Origin of the sequence: Desulforapulum autotrophicum HRM2 (assembly GCF_000020365.1) — a bacterium.
Classification (GTDB): Bacteria; Desulfobacterota; Desulfobacteria; order Desulfobacterales; family Desulfobacteraceae; genus Desulforapulum; species Desulforapulum autotrophicum.
Genome location: NC_012108.1, coordinates 2646370 through 2668898, shown reverse-complemented (window position 1 = coordinate 2668898; position 22529 = coordinate 2646370). Strand labels below are relative to the sequence as shown.

Below are 22529 nucleotides of genomic sequence, written 5' to 3'. Positions count from 1 at the left end.
CCCCCGGCCTCAGCGATGAAAGGTTCCTGGATAATGAAAAAAAATCCTGTCCGGGAGAGTTTTCAGTTCAAGCATCGTCTTCAGCCGTTCCAGGATCTCGTCTCTTAAGACAAATCCCTGCTGGCTTGAAATCCGGATGCAGAACATCTCGCCCCAGGAGTTGAGATAGATGGCCGAGGAATCGTGGATCCGCCGTTTTTTTCTTGGAACGCACAGGTTGATGGAGATAAAAATTGCCGTTATCCTTGCCTTGGATAACAGGTTTTTGGAACCTGGTGATTTGCCGTTGTCATGGTTGAAGAATCGGTAAAGGGCCTGGAACAGCCCCTGGATGTCATTGGAACTCACAGGTGTGGGATTGGGAAGAAGGTTGATGATGGTCGAGGGTGAAAAAAGCTGGTTCTGGATAAACCATGCGGCTATTTCCTCAATGGTTTCGGCCTGTCTGATCACCTCCCTGGATTCTGGTGCTGACCGGGAAAAGCGGTTGACAAGGGCCCATTGGCTGGGTTTTCCCGTTTGAGAGAGATAGGTTAAAACCAGACTGGTAAAATGGCGATCGCTCCGTGATACCATCAGTGTTTTGGGAATTTTTCCCGGCTGACTGGAAAATTCCACAAACATTTTTCGGCCGAGAACCGTCCGGTCCTCCGGAGTGATCATGGCGCATTGCTCCCTGTCTATGGCCTGATTGATCCGGATGTAGGTTTTGACCATGTATTGTTGAATCTGACGGCTGAGCCGTGTAATGCTCAGGTATTGCCACTGCCTGAAGTTTCCGTTTTCAAATACCATTTTCCGGGTCCAGGCCCATTCGTCCATGGCCCGGGTAATAAAAAAAGAGCGCATGCTGAACAGGGTTTCATCCAGGTCAGAATCCTTTGTAATTCCGGTTTTAAGAAAAAAGCACTGCTGGACAAGCCTTTCCGCTGCAGGATTGTTGACCTGCCCATAATAGTCCACAAGGCTCTTTAAAAGAATGTAGTAGGGATCAATTTTTCCAAGGGGCAGGTAAAGCCCCGGGTCCATCCACTGGGCCTTGAACCGGTTGCAAAGCAGCTGTTTCTTTCCCCTTGCGTATAAAAACTCCTCCAGAAGCGCCATTTTAATCACTGATTTGAAAGGACTTTCCAGCAGTTTGAATAACTGCCAGATGGAAGCACCAAAATAGGCTGCCGAGGGAATCTCGTGTATATCACCAAAATCAATAAATCGGCATTGAAACCGGTTGGCACAGATCCTGGACAGAAGCAGGCCATAGTATTCCCGGCTGACTGAAACCGGCAGTGTACACCAAAAGGGGAGTTTTCCCGCCACATGGATCATGGTCCGGTAGAACTCCTCCTTGAGGATCATCCCCTGGGCCGAACCTGAACTCTCCCTTGTGGAGTCTCCGAAATCATCAATCCTTGCCCGGTCGATGTCCACAATAAAAAAATGAATCTCGGTTTTAAATTTCCCAAGTGCCCATTGTTCGAGCAGGGTAAGTTTCTGCTGAAACCTTTTTTCCTCCATACATTCAGGATCATACCCGCGGACACATACCCAGTAGTCAATGTCTGAATCCGGAGCCTGGGCAATGGTGCCTGTGCTGCCCATTGTAAAAAGTCCCTCCACATGGGGCAATTCAGAAAATCGGCATTCAAGTTTTCCAGTGTTCACATAACGTGATGCCGTCTTTACTGTCTGCTTACAGGGTCGATATTCTGCAATCCCCCGGGGGCTTTGTTCAAGGTCGGCCTGATAACCTGGAAAATCAATATTTTCGTGGATGAGCAGGGGAATGATTTCAAAAAGGTCGGCCTGTTTGGGTTTAAAGACATCCATTGCCGTCAAAATGGAGAGCCTGTTCTGGTTTAAAAATAGTTTTTCGCCGGAATGAATCAGGTCCGTGAGGATCAGAGAATCCAACTCAAACACGAGATCCTTTACAATACCGACACTGTTGGCTTTGGGATCAAACAAAAAATCAGGCAGGTCTTCTGGGTCGAACAGAAACATCCGGAAATTGAAGTTAGGCCTGTCCGCCTCAAGAGTTGATACGGTATGGGAGGGGAAACGGGTGAAACTTGCCTGGACCCCCGAAAAATCAGAATCCGCCAGAATGGATTCAACAAAGGAAACATCGGCTGTCCGGGTGCCGGCAAATGTAGACCCGGAAAGGTCGGCACGGACAAACAGGGAGGTAGAAATCTGGGCACCGGTAAAAACACAATCCGTCATCCGGGCCGATTCAAGGCTCACTCCGAAAAACGATGCATTTTCAAAGCTGCATTTGGTAAAAACCGCTCCATTGGCTGAAACATTCATGAAAACAGCACAATCAAAGCTGATGGCATCAAACCGGGAACCATTAAGATTGACCGTATCAAAAATGGCAGACCGGAACGAGGTGTTGGCAAACGATGAAAATGAAAAATTTGAATTTTTGATCATACACCCGTCAAATACCGTGGGTGAAAAAAAAGTCCCCGAGGAGAGGTCCAACTGATCAAGGGTTTTATCGCTGCAATCCAGGCGTTCAGTGGTTCGTCCCTGCTTGATATTTGACAGTTGTTTTTTTACTGAGCTAAAACGCATTTTATCAAGAAAACTCAGTTTTTTATCAGGGGCAGCCATGGACTTGAACCTGAGTCTTAATTTTGAACCGTCTGCGGTGATCTGCCGCCGCTCCTTTGAAAGGGTCGCATCCACCCCTGTGGCAATATTGGTTATGGCAAGGTGGATGGCCGTATCACCCCTGCGGCCAAAACGTTCTAAAAGCTTGACCACACGTTCCGGCCTTTTTTTAATCATTCCAAACACAAGGGCTTTGCAGATCTCCGGGTGGGACCCAAGCCAGGGCAGTTTGTCCATGGTGATTTCCTGGATAAACACAAATGAAATCTTTGACAGGGTCGCAAGTTCCTCACACAAGGGCCCAATTAGCTGGGGTGCCCGGGCTTTGACAGTGTTGATCAGCATTAAAAGGGGTAACGGCGTGGATACAATAAGGGCACGCAACCCGGCCAGGCCCTCTGCTTTGCAGGTGCAGCCCCATTCAAGCAAGGGTTCAAATATGTCGGCATAGGTCTTTTGGGGTGAAGCCTCAATAACTGCCAGAACGGCAGAGTGGACTACCCTGTCTTCATTTGAGGAGAGCAGGGCAAGAACAAGATCAGGATCAATCCGTGGAACCATCATGGCCAGGGCCTTTACGGCTGTGGCCCGCTGCTGGGGATCTGACAGGGGTAAATTTGTGCCAAGGTCTTCGGCAACCAGGGTTTCCGGGTCCCTGAGTTCGGGTGAAATATTCACAAGAAAAGGATCAAAGGCAAGGTGGCTGTCAAAAAGCCTTGCAAAAAAAACGGTCACCGCCTGCCGGCAAGTGATTCCCTTAAGAATAGCCTTGAACCTGGGTGCAAGGCGTCGCCTGAGGCTAGGGGCTGACTTCAGGTATTGTACCACAAGGGCGAGTCTGCCCGGTTCTGAGATGGTTAGAATCACGGCTTTCAAGGTGTGCTTCGGGATGCCACCATCCTGGTAAAACCGCCAGGCATAAAAAGGGCCCCGGCCTCCGGCTTCCAGGAGGATCTCCATGTACAGGCGAATCTCCTGCACGGGCAAGTTCGGGTTCAACAGTGCAAATATCCTTGCACTGAACACCGATGACTCCTGAATATAACCAAGGGGATCAGCCGTGGGGTGGGTCGCCTGGATGCGCTCAAGTTCAATCATCTTTGATTTGAACAGGCCAAGGGCCTCCCTTGCCCGATTTCGAACGGACAGATGGAGGGAATCGATGCCGGCAAGCACCGGAACAATGCCCTGGGCCGGAGAAAGTTGGGACGCCCGGTCGATAAAATCAAGTTTTACGGTCTCATCCCCGTTATCCCAGGCCCAGTCAAATCCCCTCAAGTCAAACCCGTTACTGTTCATCCCTGTTTATCACCCATTTCGATTCGTTGATTCTTGATCTCAATCCAAGGTTTGTTCGTTCTGTCAACCACCAGCACAGCAGGGTATGTCTTTTCTCCTGAAACAGCCTTCAGGGCCGAACGAAGGCCGGGAAAGTCCACCGTTTCCAGCAGGGCTTTCAGCAGTTCGATCACATCGGCGTCATGATCTGTAATTGTTTGACCCCTAAGGCAGGATTTCACCTTTGCGTTATAAAGTTTTCGGATTTCCGTTTCCACACAGTGGTTGTCAAGATTAAGTTTTATACGCATGATTCCCCATTCCCCAAGGTGTTTCACCAAATACCATGTCATATATTTTGTACACAATAAAATTGCAACCAAATAAAAACAATTGAATTTATACCCAAATCGTTTATTATATCAAATTTTACCATAACCCGAATATGCTAGTTTACTGGGCAAAATGAAACTATTTGATCAAGACACAAAGGGGATAAAGCACGGAACCCCCTACAACGCCGACTCCATTGAGGTGCTCAAGGGACTTGATCCGGTCAGGCGAAGGCCGGGCATGTACACGGACACCACAAGCCCGGACCACCTGGCCCACGAGGTAATTGACAACAGCGTTGACGAAGCCATTGCCGGATTTGCCAACAGAATCGATGTTGTCCTCCACGCGGACAATTGCCTTGAGGTGGGTGACAATGGCAGGGGTATGCCAGTTGACATTCACCCGGAAGAAGGGGTCACAGGTGTTGAACTGATCCTCACACGGCTCCATGCCGGTGCAAAATTTTCCAACAAGGATTACAACTTTTCCGGCGGTCTCCACGGGGTCGGGGTTTCAGTGGTCAACGCCCTGTCAAGCTATCTTGAAGTTAACATCCAGAGGGGCGGTGCCCTTCACAGGATCACCTTTAAAAATGGATACCGTGACCAGCCACTGACCCTGGTAAAATCCATCGGAAAAAACAATTCAGGGACCAACCTTAAGTTTTACCCGGATGCCAGCTACTTTGACCGGCCTAATTTTTCTAAAAAAGCGTTGAAACACGCGTTAAAGGCCAAGGCGGTCCTCTGCCCCGGTCTCATGATCACCCTTTTTATTGAAGAAACAGGGGAAAAACATGAATGGCAGTTTGAATTCGGGCTGCGGGACTACCTGACCGAGGCCCTGGCCGGGTGTCCCACCATATTCGGTTCACCGTTTACCGGGGATATCACTGCAGAAGAGGCAACCGTTGCCTGGGCCGTTGACTGGACCGAGGAACGACAGGCCAACACCTGCGAAAGCTATGTCAACCTCATTCCCACCCCCCTTGGCGGTACCCATGTCAACGGATTCCGATCCGGTCTTCTGGAGTCCATCAGGGAATTTTGCAAGTTCAGGGATATTCTTCCCAAAGGCGTCAACCTGGCCCCTGAAGATATCTGGGAAAACATCGCCTTTATCCTTTCGGTCAAGCTTGTGGACGCCCAATTCTCAGGCCAGACCAAGGAAAGACTGTCATCCCGCCACTGCACGGTGATCGTCAACTCGGCTGTCAAGGATGCCTTCAGCCTCTGGCTCAACCAGAATACCGATTTTGGAGAGCGACTGGCCAACCTGGCCGTTGATAATGCCCGGGAACGCCTTAAAAAAGCCAAAAAGGTGACCCGAAAACGAATCACTAACGGTCCGGCCCTTCCGGGAAAACTCAGCGACTGCACCAGCAGCGACCCAGAAAAAAGCGAGCTCTTCCTTGTGGAGGGTGATTCTGCAGGGGGATCTGCCAAGCAGGCAAGGGACAGAAGATTCCAGGCCATCATGCCCCTTAAGGGTAAAATCCTCAACACCTGGGACACGGACTCCTCACAGATTTTAAGCTCCAAGGAGATCCACGACATTTCCGTTGCCATGGGCGTGGACCCTGATTCTGAAGATATTTCAAGCCTTCGATACAACAAGATCTGCATCCTTGCCGATGCTGATTCAGACGGTCTTCACATTGCCACCCTCCTGTGCGCCCTTTTTTTCAGGCATTTCCGGGAGGTGGTCAGAAAAGGCCATATCTTTATGGCCATGCCGCCCCTGTTCCGCATTGACGTTGGCAAGGAGGTGTTTTATGCGCTGGACGACCCGGAACGAGAAAGCATTATCAAACGTATCCAGACCAAGAAAAAACACGGCAAAATCAATGTTCAGAGGTTCAAGGGTCTTGGCGAGATGAACCCGATTCAATTAAGAGAGACCACCATAGCTCCCGACACAAGACGCCTTGTCCAGCTGGTGATTGACAAGGAAGGTGCGGATGAAGATGGACAGGATGCGGAAAAAAGGGTGTTTGAAATCATGGACATGCTCCTTGGCAAAAAAAGGGCCCCGGACAGACGACGCTGGATTGAAGCAAAGGGTAATATGAGGGAGATCGAGTAGATGAAAAACAACGAATTAACAAGCCTTGAGGGATTTGAAAAACAACCCTTTGACACCTTTGCCGAAACAGCCTACCTCAACTATTCCATGTATGTCATCCTTGACAGGGCCCTGCCCTATATCGGGGACGGGCTGAAACCTGTCCAGCGCAGGATTGTTTACGCCATGAGCCAGCTGGGGCTCTCTTCCAGCTCAAAGCACAAAAAATCAGCCAGAACCGTGGGGGATGTTCTGGGAAAATACCACCCCCACGGGGACTCGGCCTGCTACGAGGCCATGGTCCTTCTGGCCCAGCCTTTTTCCTGCCGCTACCCCCTGCTTGACGGCCAGGGGAACTGGGGGGCGCCGGATGATCCGAAATCCTTTGCCGCCATGCGCTATACGGAATCCAGGCTGTCAACCTACGCAGATATTTTGCTGTCCGAGCTTGATCTGGGTGCCACCGAATGGACTCCAAATTTTGACGGAACCTTGAACGAGCCCACCCTGCTGCCGGCCCGGCTTCCCAACATCCTGCTCAACGGCACCACGGGAATTGCCGTTGGCATGGCAACCGATATTCCACCCCATAATCTCACCGAGGTGGCCCAGGCCCTTGTTCACCTGCTTGATCACCCCGATGCAACCGTTGACCAGCTCTGCGAATTTATCCAGGGACCGGACTATCCCACTGAGGCTGAAATCATCACACCCCTGTCTGAAATCCGGCAAATGTACAAAACGGGCAACGGCAGAATCAAGATGCGGGCAAAGTTCCATGTGGACGACGGTGACATCGTTGTCACGGCCCTTCCCCACCACTCGTCAGGGGAAAAAATCCTCGAGCAGATCGCGGCCCAGATGCAGGCAAAAAAGCTGCCCATGGTCGTTGATCTGAGGGATGAATCCGACCATGAAGAGCCCACCCGTCTGGTGATCATTCCAAAGGCCAGGACCAACACCACGGCCCTAATGGACCACCTTTTTGCCACCACGGACCTTGAGCGTTCCTATCGCATCAATATGAATATGATCGGAATCAACGGCCGACCCGAGGTAAAACCGCTGCAGGTCATTCTTTCCGAATGGCTGGCATTCAGAATCGATACGGTCAGAAAGCGCATAAGCCACAGGCTTGATAAGGTAAATGATCGCCTTCACCTCCTGGAGGGCCTGTTAACGGCCTTTCTTAATATTGATGAAATCATTGCCATCATCCGTAACAGTGACGAACCCAAACCGGTCCTCATGGAAAGATTCAATCTGAGTGACCGCCAGGCCACGGCCATCCTTGAAATCAAACTGCGTAACCTGGCAAAGCTTGAAGAGATCAAGATCCAGGCGGAAAAGGACAGCCTTGATTCCGAACGTCAGCAGCTGGAAAAAATTCTTGCCTCGGACAAACGCCTCAGAACCCTGATCAAACGGGAAATCCAGGCCGATGCAAAGACACACGGAGACCTGCGGCGCTCACCCATATTTGAACGAAAAGAGGCCGAAGCCTTTTCCGAGGAAGAGGTGATCCAGATTGAACCCATGACGGTAATTCTGTCAAAAAACGGGTGGGCCAGGACGGCAAAGGGCCATGACATTGATATTGAAAAACTAAAATTCAAATTTGGAGATGACCTCCTTGTCACCGCACCCACCATGAGCAACCGGCCGGCTGTTTTTTTTGATTCATCGGGCAGGAGCTATTCCATTGCCACCCACACCCTTGCGTCGGCCCGAACCATGGGAGAACCCCTTACCGGACGGCTCACCCTTAAGCCTGAAAATCACATTATAAGCCTTGTCACAGGCGAGGACGATGATCTGTTTCTCCTTTACACCAACACCGGGTTCGGGTTTATCACCCGGTTTTCAAACCTGATTGCCAAAAGCAGGACGGGCAAAGCCGTTCTGACTGTGGAGGAATTTTCCGAATTCATGGCACCCGAACCACTTAAAAACCCCGAAACCGACCTGCTGGCTGCCGTCACGACCTCTGGCAGACTGATTATTTTTCCGGTCAGGGAGATGCCCATCATGGAAAAAGGTAAGGGCAACAAGATCATCGGCATCCCCAAAAACCAGCTCAGTGTGCCTGGAACCGAACGGATCAAAACGTTAAAACTCTTGCCTGAAGGCGCTGCAATTGTTATATATGCAGGTAAACATTTTTTAAAATTGTCCGTGGGCAACCAGGACAACTACCGATCAAAGAGGGGGTACCGGGGTAAAAAGCTTCCCAGGGGGTTTCAGAACGTAAGCCATTTTGAGGTGCTATTGTCGGAAAAATAATTAAAAACAGTTTAAAACAAATCTTCTCCATAAATGCCCTGTTAGGGTATATGGTCATGGCTTGCTTTGCCCTTACCGCTGTCTGCGCCCAGGTGAACAAAAGCCATAACCTCTTTATCAAACCCACCACCCTGTTTCGTGTAAAAAAAACAGGCACCCTGCGCATGATCACCGCTGTGAACGTGAACTCCTACGATATATACCAGGAAAAACCCATTGGGTTTGAGTATGAAATGGCCAGGGCCTTTGCCGACTATCTCCACGTCCGGCTGGAGGTTGTCACCCCGGGCTGGAATCAAATCTACCGGTCCCTTTATCAGGACCGTGGAGATTTTATCGCTGCCGGTCCCGGCATGATCCAGAAAAAAACCAACCGGCTTACCATTTCCGTTCCCTACATGACTGTTCAGCAGAAGCTCATTCACCACAAATTGCTTTATGAAGTCCCAAACCTTACCGCCCTGGCAGGAAAAACCATCCATGTCCGGCGGGGAACTGCCTACCAGACGAGACTTGAGCAGATCAAACGCAGCGGAATAGATATCAGCATTGTCCTCCACGACAACACCCCCACCGAGGAACTGATCCAGATGGTTGCCGACCGGGAAATCAAATACACAGTGGCCGACATAACCATCGCCCGCCTCAATCGACGTTACCATCCAGACATCACCCTAGGGCTTGACATCTCCCCTGAGCGTTCCCTTGGCTGGGCTGTCAGATCCAATGACCCTGAGTTCCTGAGCACTGTCAATAATTTCCTGACCGATGGGAAAACCCGGGAACTTCAACAGAAAATCTTTAAAAAGTACTACAGCAATGTTGAGGCCTTTGACTATTACGATGTAAAAAAATTCCACCAGCGCATCGACACACGACTGCCCGACTATCAGGAAATCATCAAGCGAGAGTGTCGCAAATATGGATTTGACTGGCGAATGATTGCCGCTGTTGTTTACCAGGAGTCCCACTTCAACCCCTGGGCCAGAAGCCGGACCGGCGTGCGGGGGCTCATGCAGGTCACCACAGATACGGCGATGGAGATGGGTATCAGCAACCGGCTTCACCCGGAACAGAGCTTAAAGGCCGGAATCCAGTACCTGAATAAACTATATCAGCGGTTTGACGATATTCATGACCATTACCAGCGTCTGCTCTTTGCCCTTGCCTCCTACAACATCGGGTATGCCCATGTCAGGGACGCCCAGGCCCTTGCCCAAAAGCATGGATGGAACAAAAACCGTTGGAGTAACCTGGAAAAAACCCTGCCCATGCTCACCCAGGTTCGCTACTATCGAACCCTACCCCACGGCTATGCCAGGGGGTGGGAACCGGTCCACTATGTTAAACGTATCCTCACCTACTATGACATCCTGAGACAAAAGGCGTGATATTAATGGCTGCTGCGACCCCCGAGCGATTGTTGGACTGTACCATGGTAAACCGTGATTTAAGGTCAGCTGGTGCATTGGCAACCACAAACCCTTTGCCTGCCCACTGTAGAAGATCCAGATCATTGTAATCATTACCCACTGCCACCACGTTTTCCGGTCCCATGCCAAGACGCTTTACCAGCCAGGCGGCTCCATGGCTCTTGGAGACTCCCCTGGGAAAAACCTCAATCCACAGGGATTTGTGATCCAGGGGCGAGGTTGCCCGGACCACGCTTAATCCTGCAAGTTCACTGGATATCTGTTCAAAAACCCCAAAAGCCTCCTGTTCAGGCACAACTGCCAGCAACTGGGTGGCCCTGCCAAATCCGTTTATTCCCTTTGGGCCCAGGGGCGTTGCCCAGGGTTTGTAAAGATCGACCCTGGACGTGAAATCAGGATTGTCGCGGCCGTGGGAGTGAAACAGAAAATCCCGGGTATGGGGAATGGGCCGGTGGATCATATAGTCCATTTTCCGGGTATCAAAACAGCCGGCAATCCGATGGACCTCTTCCGAAGAAAGGGCATGGTCACATACAAGTTCCATGGATGGATAGGCCATGATGCCCGCACCCGTTGAAAAAATCACATAATCAATGGGAAAGGAATCACGGGGTCCTGACAGGTCCAGATTCTCCAGGGCCTGGATGAATGAGAACCAGGACCGGCCCGTGGCAACGACCCGGACAATCCCCATGTCGCCAAGGGCAGCAAGGGCAGCAAGATTTCTTGCTGAAATGCCTTTATCATCGTTGAGCAGGGTGCCGTCAAGGTCTGTTATAAACATTGCACAGGTCATGGTTCAATCCTTATCCAGGGCAAGGGCAGACTTGACCTGTTGGGCAGCGGCAAGGGTCATGCCCGGAAGAGAGGCAAGCTCTTCAACCGTTGCCTGTCCCATGCGGCTAATTCCCTTGTAGGTGGTCATCAGCACCTGTTTTCGTTTTTTTCCAATGCCCGGCACAGCATCCAGCACCGAGGTCCCTGCCCGTTTGGAGCGTCGTTTTCGCTGGAAGGTGATTGCAAATCTGTGGGCCTCGTCCCTGAGTCGCTGGACAAGGTAGAGGGCCTTGAGTGCCCCCCGGGTGTTCACGGGGTTGGCCCTGCCCGGCAGGTAAATTTTATCATAGACCTCCCCCAGTTTTGCATCTTTCTTGGCAAGGCCCGCCACCTGGAAGCGATTCTCAAGGCCAAGACTCTTGAGTACAGCCACAGCCATGGAGAGTTGTCCCTTGCCCCCGTCCACGACCAGAAGATCAGGCAGGGGGGCCTCGGTGCTGGAAAGTCGCCTGGTGAGCACTTCGGTCATGCAGGCGTAATCATCATTTTCCTTTGCATCCCGAATGATGAACTTCCGGTATTCAGACTTACAGGCAAGGCCGTCCACAAAGACCACCATGGACGAAACCGGGTCCGTACCCGCCATGTTGGAATTATCAAAACATTCGATCCTTCGTGGATACACAGACATTCCCAGGATGGTCTGGAGGGCAGTCAGGGTCTCCCAGGCCTCATTTTGGATCGATAGATTTTTTTCCAGTTCTTTTTGTGCATTTACAAGGGCCATTTCCACAAGACGTCGCTTGTCGCCCCGTTCAGGAACAACCAGACTGACCCGCTTACCCCGCTTTTCGATCAAAAGGTCCTGTACCAGACCATGATTTTCAATTTTTTCGGCAATCAGAATCTGCCCGGGAATAAACAGGCTTCGCTCGTAGTAATGTCGGACAAAGGCGTCCAGGATTTCAGGCACCCCGCTTAAGCCAGTGTCAAAGGGATAGTTCCTGGAGCCCACAAGGTTGCCGGAACGGACAAATAGAATGGTGACAACGGCCTTTTCCCCGTTAATGGCACAGGCAATGACATCCCGATCCGTCCTGTCCGTTGAAACGACCACCTGGCGCTCCAGGGTTGTTTGAATGGCAAGGATAGTGTCCCGGATCTGGGCAGCACGTTCAAAATGTTCAAGATCTGCCTCTGTCTGCATCTCGAACTTCAGCCGGTTGATCAGATCTGGAGCCCTGCCCTTTAAAAACAGAATCACATCCCCAACTACCCGGGCATACTCCTGCCTTGACACCCTGTTGCAGCAGGCGCCCAGGCATGCGTTTATCTGATAATTGAGGCAGGGTCTTGTGCGGTTGGCAAACTGAACATCCCTGCATTTTCTAAGCTTGAATATTTTGTTCACCTGTTTGATGGTACTTCTGACACTCTGGACAGATGAGTAGGGACCAAAGTAAACGGCATTGTCATCCCCGATTTTTCGTACCACCTCCAGGGCCGGAAAGGGTTTGGAAGTGTCGATCCTGAGGCAGGGATAGCTCTTTCCGTCTTTGAGGATCACGTTGTACCGGGGACTGTGCTTCTTGATCAGGGTCGATTCAAGGATCAGGGCCTCATGCTCGGTGGCTGTGACAATGAGATCAAAATCGACCACTTTTTTAAGCAGCACACCGGTCTTCATGTCATGGCCGGTCTCCCTTGCAAAGTAAGAGGCGAGCCGTTTTTTCAGGTTCAGGGCCTTGCCCACATAGATGATCGTACCCCTTTTATCCTTCATCAGGTAAACACCGGGATTCTGGGGGGCGGATTGATATCGCTCAAGCACGGATGGGGTCATTGGGTTACATCTCCAGGATCTTAGACAATTCCCGGATCCTGTCCCTGAGGGTTGCAGCTGTTTCAAACTCCATTTTTCTTGCCGCCTGTTTCATTTCAACCTTGAGGTTCGCAATGATTTCTGCCAGGTTGTCCGTGTCGGCATCATAGACGGTTGTCGACTCACCCACCCCAGGGGAAAGGTCGGCCAGATCCTTTTCCATGGTGTAGTCGAACATCTTAATCTCCTTGATGATGGTCGTTGGCACGATATTGTGATCCTGGTTGTATTGTTTCTGGATGATCCGGCGCCGATCTGTCTCGTCCATGGCTTTTTTCATTGAAGGGGTGATGCGGTCTGCGTACATGATCACCTTGCCGCATGCGTTTCTGGCTGCACGCCCAAAGGTCTGAACAAGGGATCGATAGGATCGCAGAAATCCTTCTTTGTCCGCATCCAGTACGGCCACCAGGGTCACCTCGGGGATGTCAAGTCCTTCCCTCAGAAGGTTGATGCCGATGAGAACGTCAAACACGCCCTTTCTTAAATCCTGGATAATGTCGATGCGTTCCACCGTGCCGATATCCGAATGCAGGTACTTGACCTTGATGCCGAAATCTGAAAAATAGTCGGTGAGATCTTCGGACATGCGTTTGGTCAAGGTGGTCACCAGAACCCGCTCTTCGGCCTCCACCCGCTTGACGATCTCCTCATAGAGATCGTCCACCTGGGTGGTCGCCTTTCTGACCTCAATGGCCGGATCAAGGAGGCCTGTGGGTCTGACGATCTGCTCGGCAACCCGGGTACCTGCCAATGAAAGCTCATAGTCAGCGGGTGTGGCGGAGACATAAATGGCCTGGGGAATCTTTTTTTTGAATTCGTCAAATTTCAACGGCCGGTTGTCCAGGGCTGACGGCAGACGAAACCCGTGCCCCACAAGATTTTCCTTCCTGGACCGGTCAGCTTTGTACATGGCCCCCACCTGGGAAACAGAAATGTGGCTCTCGTCAAAAAAACAGAGAAAATCTTCGGGAAAATAGTCGATCAAGGTTGGGGGTGGCTCACCTTGAGCTCTGCCTGTGAGATGGCGGGAGTAATTTTCGATACCGTTGCAGTAGCCGATCTCGTTGATCATTTCAAGGTCATACTGGGTGCGCTCTTCAATGCGCTGGGCTTCGATGAGTCTATTTTCGTTCCTGAAAAAATCAATTCTCACCTTGAGTTCCGCCTTGATTGTCTCCACGGCCCGCTGTCTGGTCTGGTTCAGGGTGACATAGTGGGAGGCCGGAAAAACAGCCGTACCCTTTATCCGGTTAAGGACATCCCCCTTGAGGGGGTCTACCTCGAAAACGCCGTCAATGGTGTCACCAAAAAAATCAATCCGAAGGGCTTTATCCGTCTCATAAGCCGGAAAGACTTCGACCCTGTCCCCCCTGACCCGGAAGGTTCCCCTGTGGAAATCCACATCGTTTCTCTGGTACTGGATGTTGACAAGTTCAGCCAGAAGTTTATCCCTGGATTTTTCCATCTCCTCGTTAATTTCCACCCGCAGTGCCAGGTAATCCTCAGGAGCGCCCAGGCCGTAGATGCATGAGACACTTGCCACCACGATCACATCTTTTCTTGCCAGCACGGACCGGGTGGCAGAATGACGCATCTTGTCAATCATTTCGTTGATGGAAGAGTCCTTCTGGATATAGGTGTCACTGGTGGGAATGTAGGCTTCGGGCTGATAATAGTCGTAATAGCTGACAAAATACTCAACGGCATTTTCTGGAAAAAGCGTCTTGAATTCGTTGTACAACTGGGCTGCCAGAGTCTTGTTCGGTGCGATCACAAGGGCGGGTCTGCCCGTTCTTGCAATGATGTTGGCCATGGTAAAGGTTTTTCCCGACCCGGTCACCCCAAGAAGGACCTGGTGTTTTTTTTTTTCGAAAATTCCCTTTGAAAGAAAGTCAATGGCCGAAGGCTGGTCCCCGGTGGGTTGAAAGGGCGATTTGATATTAAATTGAGTCATGGAACCCTATATACCAGAGATCCCCCTTTTTTTAAAGAATTATTGCTTTTGCAACCCCAGGGAATGTGGTAAGCATTAGGGTTTAAACCACCATACATTTACCTGTATTAAGAGAGGATTCAATGGAAGATCAAAATATAACCAGCCATTTTATAAAATCCATCATTGACGGTGACATGAAGACCGGCAAGTTTGACGGACGGGTGGGAACAAGGTTTCCTCCCGAGCCCAACGGGTTTCTTCATCTGGGGCATGCAAAATCCATCTGTCTCAACTTTGGCATGGCCCGGCAGTTTAACGGCACCTGCAATTTACGGTTTGACGACACCAACCCTGCCAAGGAAGAACAAAAGTACGTTGATGCCATCATTAAGGATGTCGGCTGGCTCGGTTTTGACTGGGGCGATACTGTTTATTACGCCTCAGATTACTTTGAACAATTGTACGACTTTGCCGTGGATCTCATCAAGGCAGGTAATGCCTTTGTCTGTGAGCTGACTTTTGAGCAGATGCGGGAATATCGCGGCACCCTCACGGAACCAGGCAAAGAAAGTCCTTATCGCAACCGGTCTGTGGCAGAGAACCTTGACCTGTTCGAGCGGATGAAGGCAGGGGAGTTTGACGAAGGCACCCACGCCCTCAGGGCCAAGATAGACATGACATCCCCCAACATCAACCTGAGGGACCCGGTGATTTACAGAATCAAGAAAATGCCCCATCCCAGGACCGGGGATGCCTGGTGTATCTATCCCATGTACGACTTTACCCACTGCATATCAGACGCCCTGGAAAACATTACCCACTCCCTGTGCACCCTGGAGTTTCAGGACCACCGCCCCCTCTACGACTGGATTCTGGACCGGCTTGATGTGCCCTGCCATCCCCAGCAGATCGAGTTTGCACGCATGAACCTGAACTACACCATCATGAGCAAGCGAAAACTCCAGACCCTTGTGAACAACCACCTGGTCGAAGACTGGGACGACCCAAGGCTACCCACCCTGGCTGGCATCAGACGGCGGGGCTACACTCCCCGGGCGATCCGGAATTTCTGCGCCACCATTGGCGTGAGTAAAAAAGAGAGCCGCATCGACATGGGGTTGCTGGAAAATGTACTCAGGGAGGATTTAAACGAAACTGCCAACCGGGTCATGGGCGTGATCAATCCCCTCAGGGTGGTCATTGAGAACTGGCCTGAAGATACCGTTGAGGCCCTTGATGCCGTAAACCACCCCCAGAAACCGGAAATGGGCCAGCGCCAGGTGATTTTTTCCCGGGAGATCTACATTGAGCAGGAGGATTTCATGGAAGATCCGCCGAAAAAATTCTTCCGCCTGGGACCCGGACGTGAGGTACGCCTCAGGTACGCCTACTTCATCACCTGCAAAGAGGTGGTCAAGGATGACGCCGGACAAATTTCCCATCTTATCTGCACCTATGACCCGGCAACCCGGGGCGGGGATGCCCCGGACGGACGAAAGGTCAAGGGAACCCTTCACTGGGTATCGGAACAAGGATCAATCCCGGCCAGGGTAAGGCTCTACGATCGGCTGTTTTCAACCGAAGACCCGGAGGCGGACGGTGAGGATTTCATCAATGACCTCAACCCCGATTCCCTGGTCTGCCTGGAAAATGCCCGGGTGGAAAAAAGCCTTGCCCAGGCAACTGCTGAAAACGTTGTTCAGTTTGAGCGCCTGGGCTATTTCTGCCTGGACGCCAAAGATTCCACACCGAACCTGCCGGTGTTTAACCGGACGGTAACCCTGAGGGACAACTGGGCAAAAAAAAGATAGCTCCCGGCAACAACCATGATCATGGAAGGCCAGCAAAAGCTAAATTTGATTCAACGGAGCCAGACGGTCTGCAACTCTGGCTCCGTCAACCCACTATCCGATCTTCCAGGTGGTGCCGTCGGGTCCGTCCTCCAGGACAATGTTCATTGCATCAAGTTCGGCACGAATCTCATCGGCCCGGGCAAAATTCTTTGACTGCCTTGCCGCAACCCGTTCCTGGATCAGCCTCTCAATGGCATCACCATCCAGGTCCTTGCCGGCAAGGCCACTCTCCTTCTTGGCCCTGAAGTAGTCTTGGGGCTCCTGGGCAAGGATACCAAGGATGGAACCCATGCGTTTGAGATCGGCACACAGGGTTGAAACCGCAGACAATGTCTCCGGGCTCACGGTTTCCCCCTGCTGGTCAAGGATGCGGTTGCCGGTCTTGACCGTGTCAAACAGGGTCGCCATGGCCCTGGCCGTGTTAAAGTCATCATCCATGGCAGCTTCAAAGCTGGCCCACTCTTTGCCTGGCTCTACCCCGTTGACCGTGGCCCCTGCACCCTGGGCCCGCTCAACAAATGCATAAAGCCTGTCAAGGCCCGAGATCACCTCATCCATGGAGGTGTCATTGTAGTCAATGGGACTTCTGTAGTGCTTGGACAGAAGAAACATGCGCATCACTTCTGGGTGGTAATCCTTGAGCACATCCTTGATCATGGTGAAATTGCCAAGGGATTTGGACATCTTTTCGTTGTTGATGTCCACAAAGCCGTTGTGAATCCAGTATCGCACAAAAGTCTTGCCAAAGGCCGCCTCGGACTGGGCAATCTCGTTCTCATGGTGGGGAAAAATCAGATCCTTTCCACCACCGTGGATGTCAAAACTCTCTCCAAGGTATTTGTAGCTCATGGCCGAGCACTCAATGTGCCAGCCGGGCCTGCCGTCCCCCCAGGGGCTGGGCCAGGAGGGTTCACCAGGTTTTACCGGTTTCCACAGGGTGAAATCCTTGGGGTCGCGTTTTTTATCATCCACGGCAATTCTGGATCCGGGCATCATGTCGTCAGGGTTCCTGCCCGACAGTTTACCGTATTCGTCAAAGGACTGGATAGAAAAAAAGACATCGCTTCCCGGCACATGGTATGCCTTGCCCTTGTCAATGAGACGCTGGATAAAATCGATGATATCCTGGATATGCTCGGTGGCCTTGGGCTCAATGGTGGGCCGCAACACGTTAAGGGCGTCCATCTCATTGTGGAACTCTTTGATGTAGCGTTCACTGATCTCCTTTGGATCCTGGCCCAGTTCATTGGCCCGGTTGATGATCTTGTCATCCACATCGGTGAAGTTTCTGACGTAGCACACATCATAGCCTGAATGCCTGAGCCACCGGAACACCACGTCAAAAACCACCACGGAACGGGCATGGCCGATGTGGCTCGTGTCATAGACAGTGGGTCCGCATACGTACATCTTGACCTTGTTTTTTTCCAGGGGAATAAAGGTCTCTTTAGTTCTGGTCTGGGTATTATAAATTCGTAGGCTCATATTTTTTTCCTGATCATTTTGTAATTATATGTGTGAAGAACAACCGTGTGTGGGCCATCATACTCGCGGCTGTGCCGCTATTTCTGTGATTAAGACAACGGTGTGGGCACCAATGCCCTCCCCCCTTCCTGCAAACCCCAACCCTTCGGTTGTGGTTGCCTTTACGTTCACACGGTCGGGCGCAAGGTCAAGGGCTGCTGCCATGGTTCGTTCCATGGCCGACCGATGGGGCGCAAGTCTGGGACGCTCGGCCAATACGGTACAGTCAATATTTGAAACAACAAATCCTTTGGCTGCCAGGAGCTCCCTGCAGCGGGCCAGGAGAACCAGGCTTGATATGTCCTTGAATTTCGGGTCTGAATCAGGAAAGTGCTGGCCAATATCCCCAAGGCCTGCAGCACCCAGCAGGGCGTCACACACCGAGTGAACCAGCACATCTGCATCTGAATGTCCGAGAAGTCCCAACCCATGGTCAATGGCCACGCCTCCCAATACGAGTTTTCTGCCTGCAACCAGCCGGTGCACGTCATATCCTGAACCGATTCTCAATACGCCTCCCATACGTCAGTAAATAATCTTATCTATATGGCCCATTTTCAATAAAAAGTCAAAGAATCGAACGAGGACGCAAAGCAATTCGGATTATGGATTTAAACTGTGTGGATCAGTCGGTGTCCGTTTACTGAACATTAAGAAACAAAGGGGATTAGATTTTCGGACAAGGAGCACACGGATCATAATACGGAAAACCTGACCCCGTTTCGTCGTTCAACCACCGCCTCGGCAGCACTGGCAAGTCGAAACAAAAGGGTCTCCTGCCAGGGGGATGCCATGGCATGAATCCCCAGGGGAAGACCGTTATTATCATAGCCCCCTGGGAAAGTAATGGCAGGAAATCCGGTAAGGTTTGCCGGAAACACGTAGCGCATGGATCCAAGCTCATTGGAGATCGCAGACCAGCCGGCTGTTTCAAATCCCTGGGGAATCCGGGGAACCACGGTGGCCGAACCCGGAGATACAATGGCATCAACGGTTTTAAAAACAGTATTGAAAATTTTTATGGCCCGTGTTCGCATGCGCTGGGCATTGACATAATCTGTAGCCCTGAGCAGTCGTGCCAGGGAGAGGTTGATCCTCACCCCTGCCCCCATTTTTTTGAGATGCTTTTTGTAGGCCGACATGGCAGCTGCCATTTCAGAGAGGATCAGGATGGAATGGGCCACCCGCATGGCGTCAAGCTCGGCAATTTCAATCGCTTTGACCCTGGCACCGGCCCCCTTGAACTGTTCAACCATATGATCGCAGCTATTGCTGCACGGACCGTCACTATGGTGGTTCCAATCGTTGAACACGCCGATGCGAAGACCAGTAAGGTCGGCATTGTCCCACCCCTGAACCGTCACCTGGGGTTGAACAAGGGACCTTTTATCCCTGGGGTCCCGGCCTGCCACCACTGAATATGCAAGCACCAAATCCGCCACCGTGTCTGCAATGGGACCGGCATGGCCCACGCTCCAGCACAGGGGGGCGGCCCCATGCTCGCTTACCCGGCCAAAGGTGGGCTTGAGGCCAAGAACCCCGCAATACCCTGCAGGCACCCGGATACTGCCGCCACCGTCGGCACCGATTGCCACGGGCACAAGGCCTAGGGCCACTGCTGCTGCCGGTCCGCTTGAACTGCCGCCCGCATCATGGTCAAGATGATAGGGGTTGCGAACCGCGCCAAAGTGGACGTTGAGCCCGTTGGGATTAATGCCGATCTCGTGCATATTGGCCTTGCCCACCAGCAGTGCCCCCTGGCTTCGAAGTCGGGCCACCACAGTGGCGTCTTCAATGGCAGGTTTTTTTCCCAAAAACGAGGTGCCAACGGTTGTGGGATAGGGAACCTGATCAAATTCATCCTTTACGGCAACGGGCACACCGTCAAAGAGACCCAGGGAGGTTCCATGGTCGATTCGCTGTTTTGAGGCCTGGGCCTGGACCATGAGATCCTTTCTGTCCATGGCGATGAAAATATTCATGCTTTGGGGCTCAGCGTTGTTTTTATCAACGGCATTGACAATTTTTGACGCCACCTCTACGGGATCGCTCTCCCCCCTTTGATAGGCGTGAACATAGGCCATTACCCCGGAACGAGTACAGGGGAAATCAGCCTTGAGGGAGGATGTAAACTCGGCAATCGGATCAATTATCCCACCCACAAAATCAAGGGGCTGGTCCTCAAACCCATGAATGGGTGTGAAACTTGGATCTTCATCAAAGGCAAGGGTTCTGAACCTTGTGATCCCTGCATCCCTTAACAGCCGGGGTGCAAGTAGGCTTTGGAGCAGTGGATTTCCAAGCATTCCTGCTGAAAGTTTAAGTCCCAGGCCTGTAAGTTCTGGAAAAGAAGGGGTCTTAAGGTCATAAACCGACATGATCACCTGCCTTTGAGTCAAAGGTTGTTTTGATGGAATGGACAAATGTTGTTCAAAGGTATAAGAAACCATCAGGAAAGGTCAAGCAAAGTTTGGACAGACCTGGGGGATGCGAGGCCTATTTGTCAACCAGGACAGGGGTGCCAGATTGCCCTGTTGCCATCGTTCATGGATCATCGTTTTTAAAGCCGGGGAGAAACCATTGAAAAAAAGCAGCAATGTCTTTTCAACGCAGTTCTGGACAGACCAGTGGCGCAGGATCGACAAACACGATTCATTTGACGTTCACAAGGGGTTTTCAACGCCTGAATTCTGGGATCGGGCGTCCATAGCCTATGACAGGGGAGACAATGAAGTCGCATCCAGAAGGATAGACAAAACCCTAACGATGTTTGAAAACAAAGGCCTTCTGATGGACAAGATGGAGATCCTTGACATCGGATGCGGAACAGGCCTTCTGGCAACGGCCCTGGCAGACCGGGGAGCAAGGGTGACCGCCATTGATTTCTCCCGGGGTATGCTTGACCGGTGCCGGGAAAATATTCCTAAAGCCCTTGAAGGCAGGATCAAACTGGTGTGCATGGACTGGGACAGGGCCGATATCAAAGCCCTGGGGTGGCACCGGCATTTTGATCTGACCCTCGCCTTTATGTCGCCTGCCATTGCAACACCCGAGGCCCTCAACCGCATGATGGCCACATCAAAAAACGCCTGCGCCATCAGGGGATGGGCTGCAAGACGCACCCACCCCATCCTGGATGAACTATGGCTGAGAATTATGGGAACGCCCCTGGATGACAAGCCCCAGACCCTGATGATAAAATTCAACCTCCTGGTGGCCATGGGTTTTCTGCCTGAGCTTTCATGGGACGCCATCTCCTGGGAGCAGACCGTCACCATTGACGAAGAACTTGAGACCCGGCTTGCCTTTTTCCAGAAGGTGTCTGATCAGCCCGAAACTGTACTCAGACAGACCATCCGTTCCTATCTGGATTCCCTGGCCCACGGCAACACCATAAAAAAGGATCAGACCGGTACAACCGGCACCCTTGTCTGGAAACTTTTTCCTAAAGGAGCTGTTTGATCCTGTCCCAGGCCTTGTCCGGAACCTGGGCACCCACCACCTGGCAAACCTCATACCCACAGGCGGATCCGATCTTACCGCTTTGTTCAAGGGAATATCCGTGGGCAACCCCGTAGAGAAAACCCGAGGCCCATAGATCCCCTGCGCCCGTTGTATCCACTGCCTCTTTGCCCTTCTGGGGGTCAATCCGGATCTTCCGGCCATTTGCCGCCACATGGGAACCGCGTTTACCGACTTTGAGAACAGAGATATCAACATTCTTTGACAGGGCCTTGAGGGCGGCAGACTCGTCCGTAAAACCGGTATAGGCTTTTGCCTCGTCTTCATTGGCAATGAGGATATCAACGTAGTCAGCTATGATATCGGCAAGAATAGGCCTTGACGCTTCGACCACCTCAAAGCTTGCAAGGTCAAGGGCGATCTTTGCCCCGGCAGCCTTTGCGCTCTTCAGGGATGCCAGCATCAGATCAGGGTTGAACAGCAGATACCCTTCGATCACGGCAATGGCCGTGTCCGTGAACAGCTCGGGCAGCACCTTTAATGGGTCCATCTCAACCGAGGCCCCAAGGTGGGTGAACATGGACCGCTGGGCATCCGGGGTAATGACAGAAAGCACCCGGCCGGTTGTGCTGGTCGAAACATTAAACAACGGTTCAACATTGAACCGCCTCAGGGCCGCCTCATACTGGTCCCCATAGGCATCGGTTCCCCGCATGCCGATGAACCGGGCCTCGCCCCCAAGTTTAGCCGTTCCCACAATGGTGTTGCATGCAGCGCCGCCGGGAACTACCACCGGTTTTTCAGTGCTTCTTCCAAGAATTTCTTCCTGGTCATGGTGCTCAACCAGGGTCATACCCCCCTTTTCCTTGCCAAGGGCCTCAAGGAATCCATCTGTTTCATTGATCAAAAGATCCACCAGGGCACTGCCGATCCCCGTAATTCGTGTGCTGCTGTCCACCATCATCTCTCCTTGATTTTATTGAAAAAAATCCCACCCAGGGGTTATTTTCTTTTTATTATACATATCAAATGTGTTATAGGTGATAGCTTAATTTGAAATGATTATCAATCAAATAAGG

General features: G+C 51.6%; 14 protein-coding genes. 5 read left to right on the top strand and 9 right to left on the bottom strand.

Annotation, left to right across the window (positions count from 1 at the left end):
* Positions 1 to 9: 9 nt before the first annotated feature.
* Together HRM2_RS11615 and HRM2_RS11610 are read right to left on the bottom strand one after the other, a co-directional pair.
* Positions 10 to 3918, bottom strand: coding sequence for a class I adenylate cyclase (locus HRM2_RS11615; protein WP_015904202.1), 3909 nt, complete (start codon positions 3916 to 3918; stop codon positions 10 to 12).
* Positions 3915 to 4208, bottom strand: a complete 294-nt coding sequence (locus tag HRM2_RS11610) for a hypothetical protein (protein ID WP_041273225.1) — start codon at positions 4206 to 4208, stop codon at positions 3915 to 3917. Before HRM2_RS11610 ends, HRM2_RS11615 begins: the two co-directional genes overlap by 4 nt.
* Before the next feature lie 154 nt (positions 4209 to 4362).
* Here HRM2_RS11610 and parE point away from each other — a divergent pair, with 154 nt between their 5' ends.
* Genes parE through mltF form a run of 3 tightly spaced genes read left to right on the top strand, consistent with a single transcriptional unit; the run spans position 4363 to position 9971 of the window.
* A complete protein-coding gene (gene parE, locus HRM2_RS11605; protein WP_015904200.1) occupies positions 4363 to 6318 on the top strand; it encodes a DNA topoisomerase IV subunit B in 1956 nt (651 codons plus the stop codon).
* Positions 6319 to 8580: a DNA topoisomerase IV subunit A gene (parC, locus tag HRM2_RS11600; RefSeq protein WP_015904199.1), complete on the top strand. Its 2262-nt coding sequence runs from the start codon at positions 6319 to 6321 to the stop codon at positions 8578 to 8580.
* 56 nt (positions 8581 to 8636) lie between these two features.
* Complete coding sequence (gene mltF / locus HRM2_RS11595) at positions 8637 to 9971, top strand: membrane-bound lytic murein transglycosylase MltF (RefSeq protein WP_015904198.1); 1335 nt, start codon at positions 8637 to 8639, stop codon at positions 9969 to 9971.
* Here mltF and HRM2_RS11590 read toward each other — a convergent pair.
* Genes HRM2_RS11590 through uvrB form a run of 3 tightly spaced genes read right to left on the bottom strand, consistent with a single transcriptional unit; the run spans position 9937 to position 14629 of the window.
* Positions 9937 to 10809, bottom strand: a complete 873-nt coding sequence (locus HRM2_RS11590) for an HAD family hydrolase (RefSeq protein WP_015904197.1) — start codon at positions 10807 to 10809, stop codon at positions 9937 to 9939. The genes mltF and HRM2_RS11590 overlap by 35 nt on opposite strands.
* A 3-nt stretch (positions 10810 to 10812) precedes the next feature.
* On the bottom strand, positions 10813 to 12633 hold the full coding sequence (uvrC, locus tag HRM2_RS11585; RefSeq protein WP_015904196.1) for an excinuclease ABC subunit UvrC: 1821 nt from the start codon (positions 12631 to 12633) through the stop codon (positions 10813 to 10815).
* A 4-nt stretch (positions 12634 to 12637) separates the two neighbouring features.
* Positions 12638 to 14629, bottom strand: a complete 1992-nt coding sequence (gene uvrB, locus HRM2_RS11580) for an excinuclease ABC subunit UvrB (protein ID WP_015904195.1) — start codon at positions 14627 to 14629, stop codon at positions 12638 to 12640.
* 122 nt (positions 14630 to 14751) lie between these two features.
* Between uvrB and HRM2_RS11575 the strand changes: the two genes are divergently transcribed.
* The gene (locus HRM2_RS11575; protein ID WP_015904194.1) at positions 14752 to 16422 is read left to right on the top strand and encodes a glutamine--tRNA ligase/YqeY domain fusion protein; all 1671 of its coding nucleotides are present in this window, start codon (positions 14752 to 14754) and stop codon (positions 16420 to 16422) included.
* 93 nt (positions 16423 to 16515) lie between these two features.
* Here the strand turns inward: HRM2_RS11575 and cysS are convergent, their stop codons facing one another.
* The 3 genes from cysS to HRM2_RS11560 form a co-directional block, all read right to left on the bottom strand.
* The gene (gene cysS / locus HRM2_RS11570; RefSeq protein WP_015904193.1) at positions 16516 to 17949 is read right to left on the bottom strand and encodes a cysteine--tRNA ligase; all 1434 of its coding nucleotides are present in this window, start codon (positions 17947 to 17949) and stop codon (positions 16516 to 16518) included.
* A gap of 57 nt (positions 17950 to 18006) precedes the next feature.
* Entirely contained in the window at positions 18007 to 18498 is a 492-nt protein-coding gene (gene ispF / locus HRM2_RS11565; protein ID WP_041273224.1) for a 2-C-methyl-D-erythritol 2,4-cyclodiphosphate synthase, read from the bottom strand.
* Between the two features lie 185 nt (positions 18499 to 18683).
* Positions 18684 to 20366 carry an amidase gene (locus tag HRM2_RS11560; RefSeq protein ID WP_041273223.1) on the bottom strand — a complete coding sequence of 561 codons (1683 nt, stop codon included), beginning with the start codon at positions 20364 to 20366 and terminating at the stop codon, positions 18684 to 18686.
* A 109-nt stretch (positions 20367 to 20475) separates the two neighbouring features.
* Here HRM2_RS11560 and HRM2_RS11555 point away from each other — a divergent pair, with 109 nt between their 5' ends.
* Positions 20476 to 21450, top strand: a complete 975-nt coding sequence (locus tag HRM2_RS11555; RefSeq protein WP_015904190.1) for a class I SAM-dependent methyltransferase — start codon at positions 20476 to 20478, stop codon at positions 21448 to 21450.
* Here HRM2_RS11555 and HRM2_RS11550 read toward each other — a convergent pair.
* Entirely contained in the window at positions 21434 to 22414 is a 981-nt protein-coding gene (locus tag HRM2_RS11550) for an adenosine kinase (RefSeq protein ID WP_049770439.1), read from the bottom strand. The two genes, HRM2_RS11555 and HRM2_RS11550, sit on opposite strands and share 17 nt — an antisense overlap.
* Positions 22415 to 22529 lie beyond the last annotated feature (115 nt).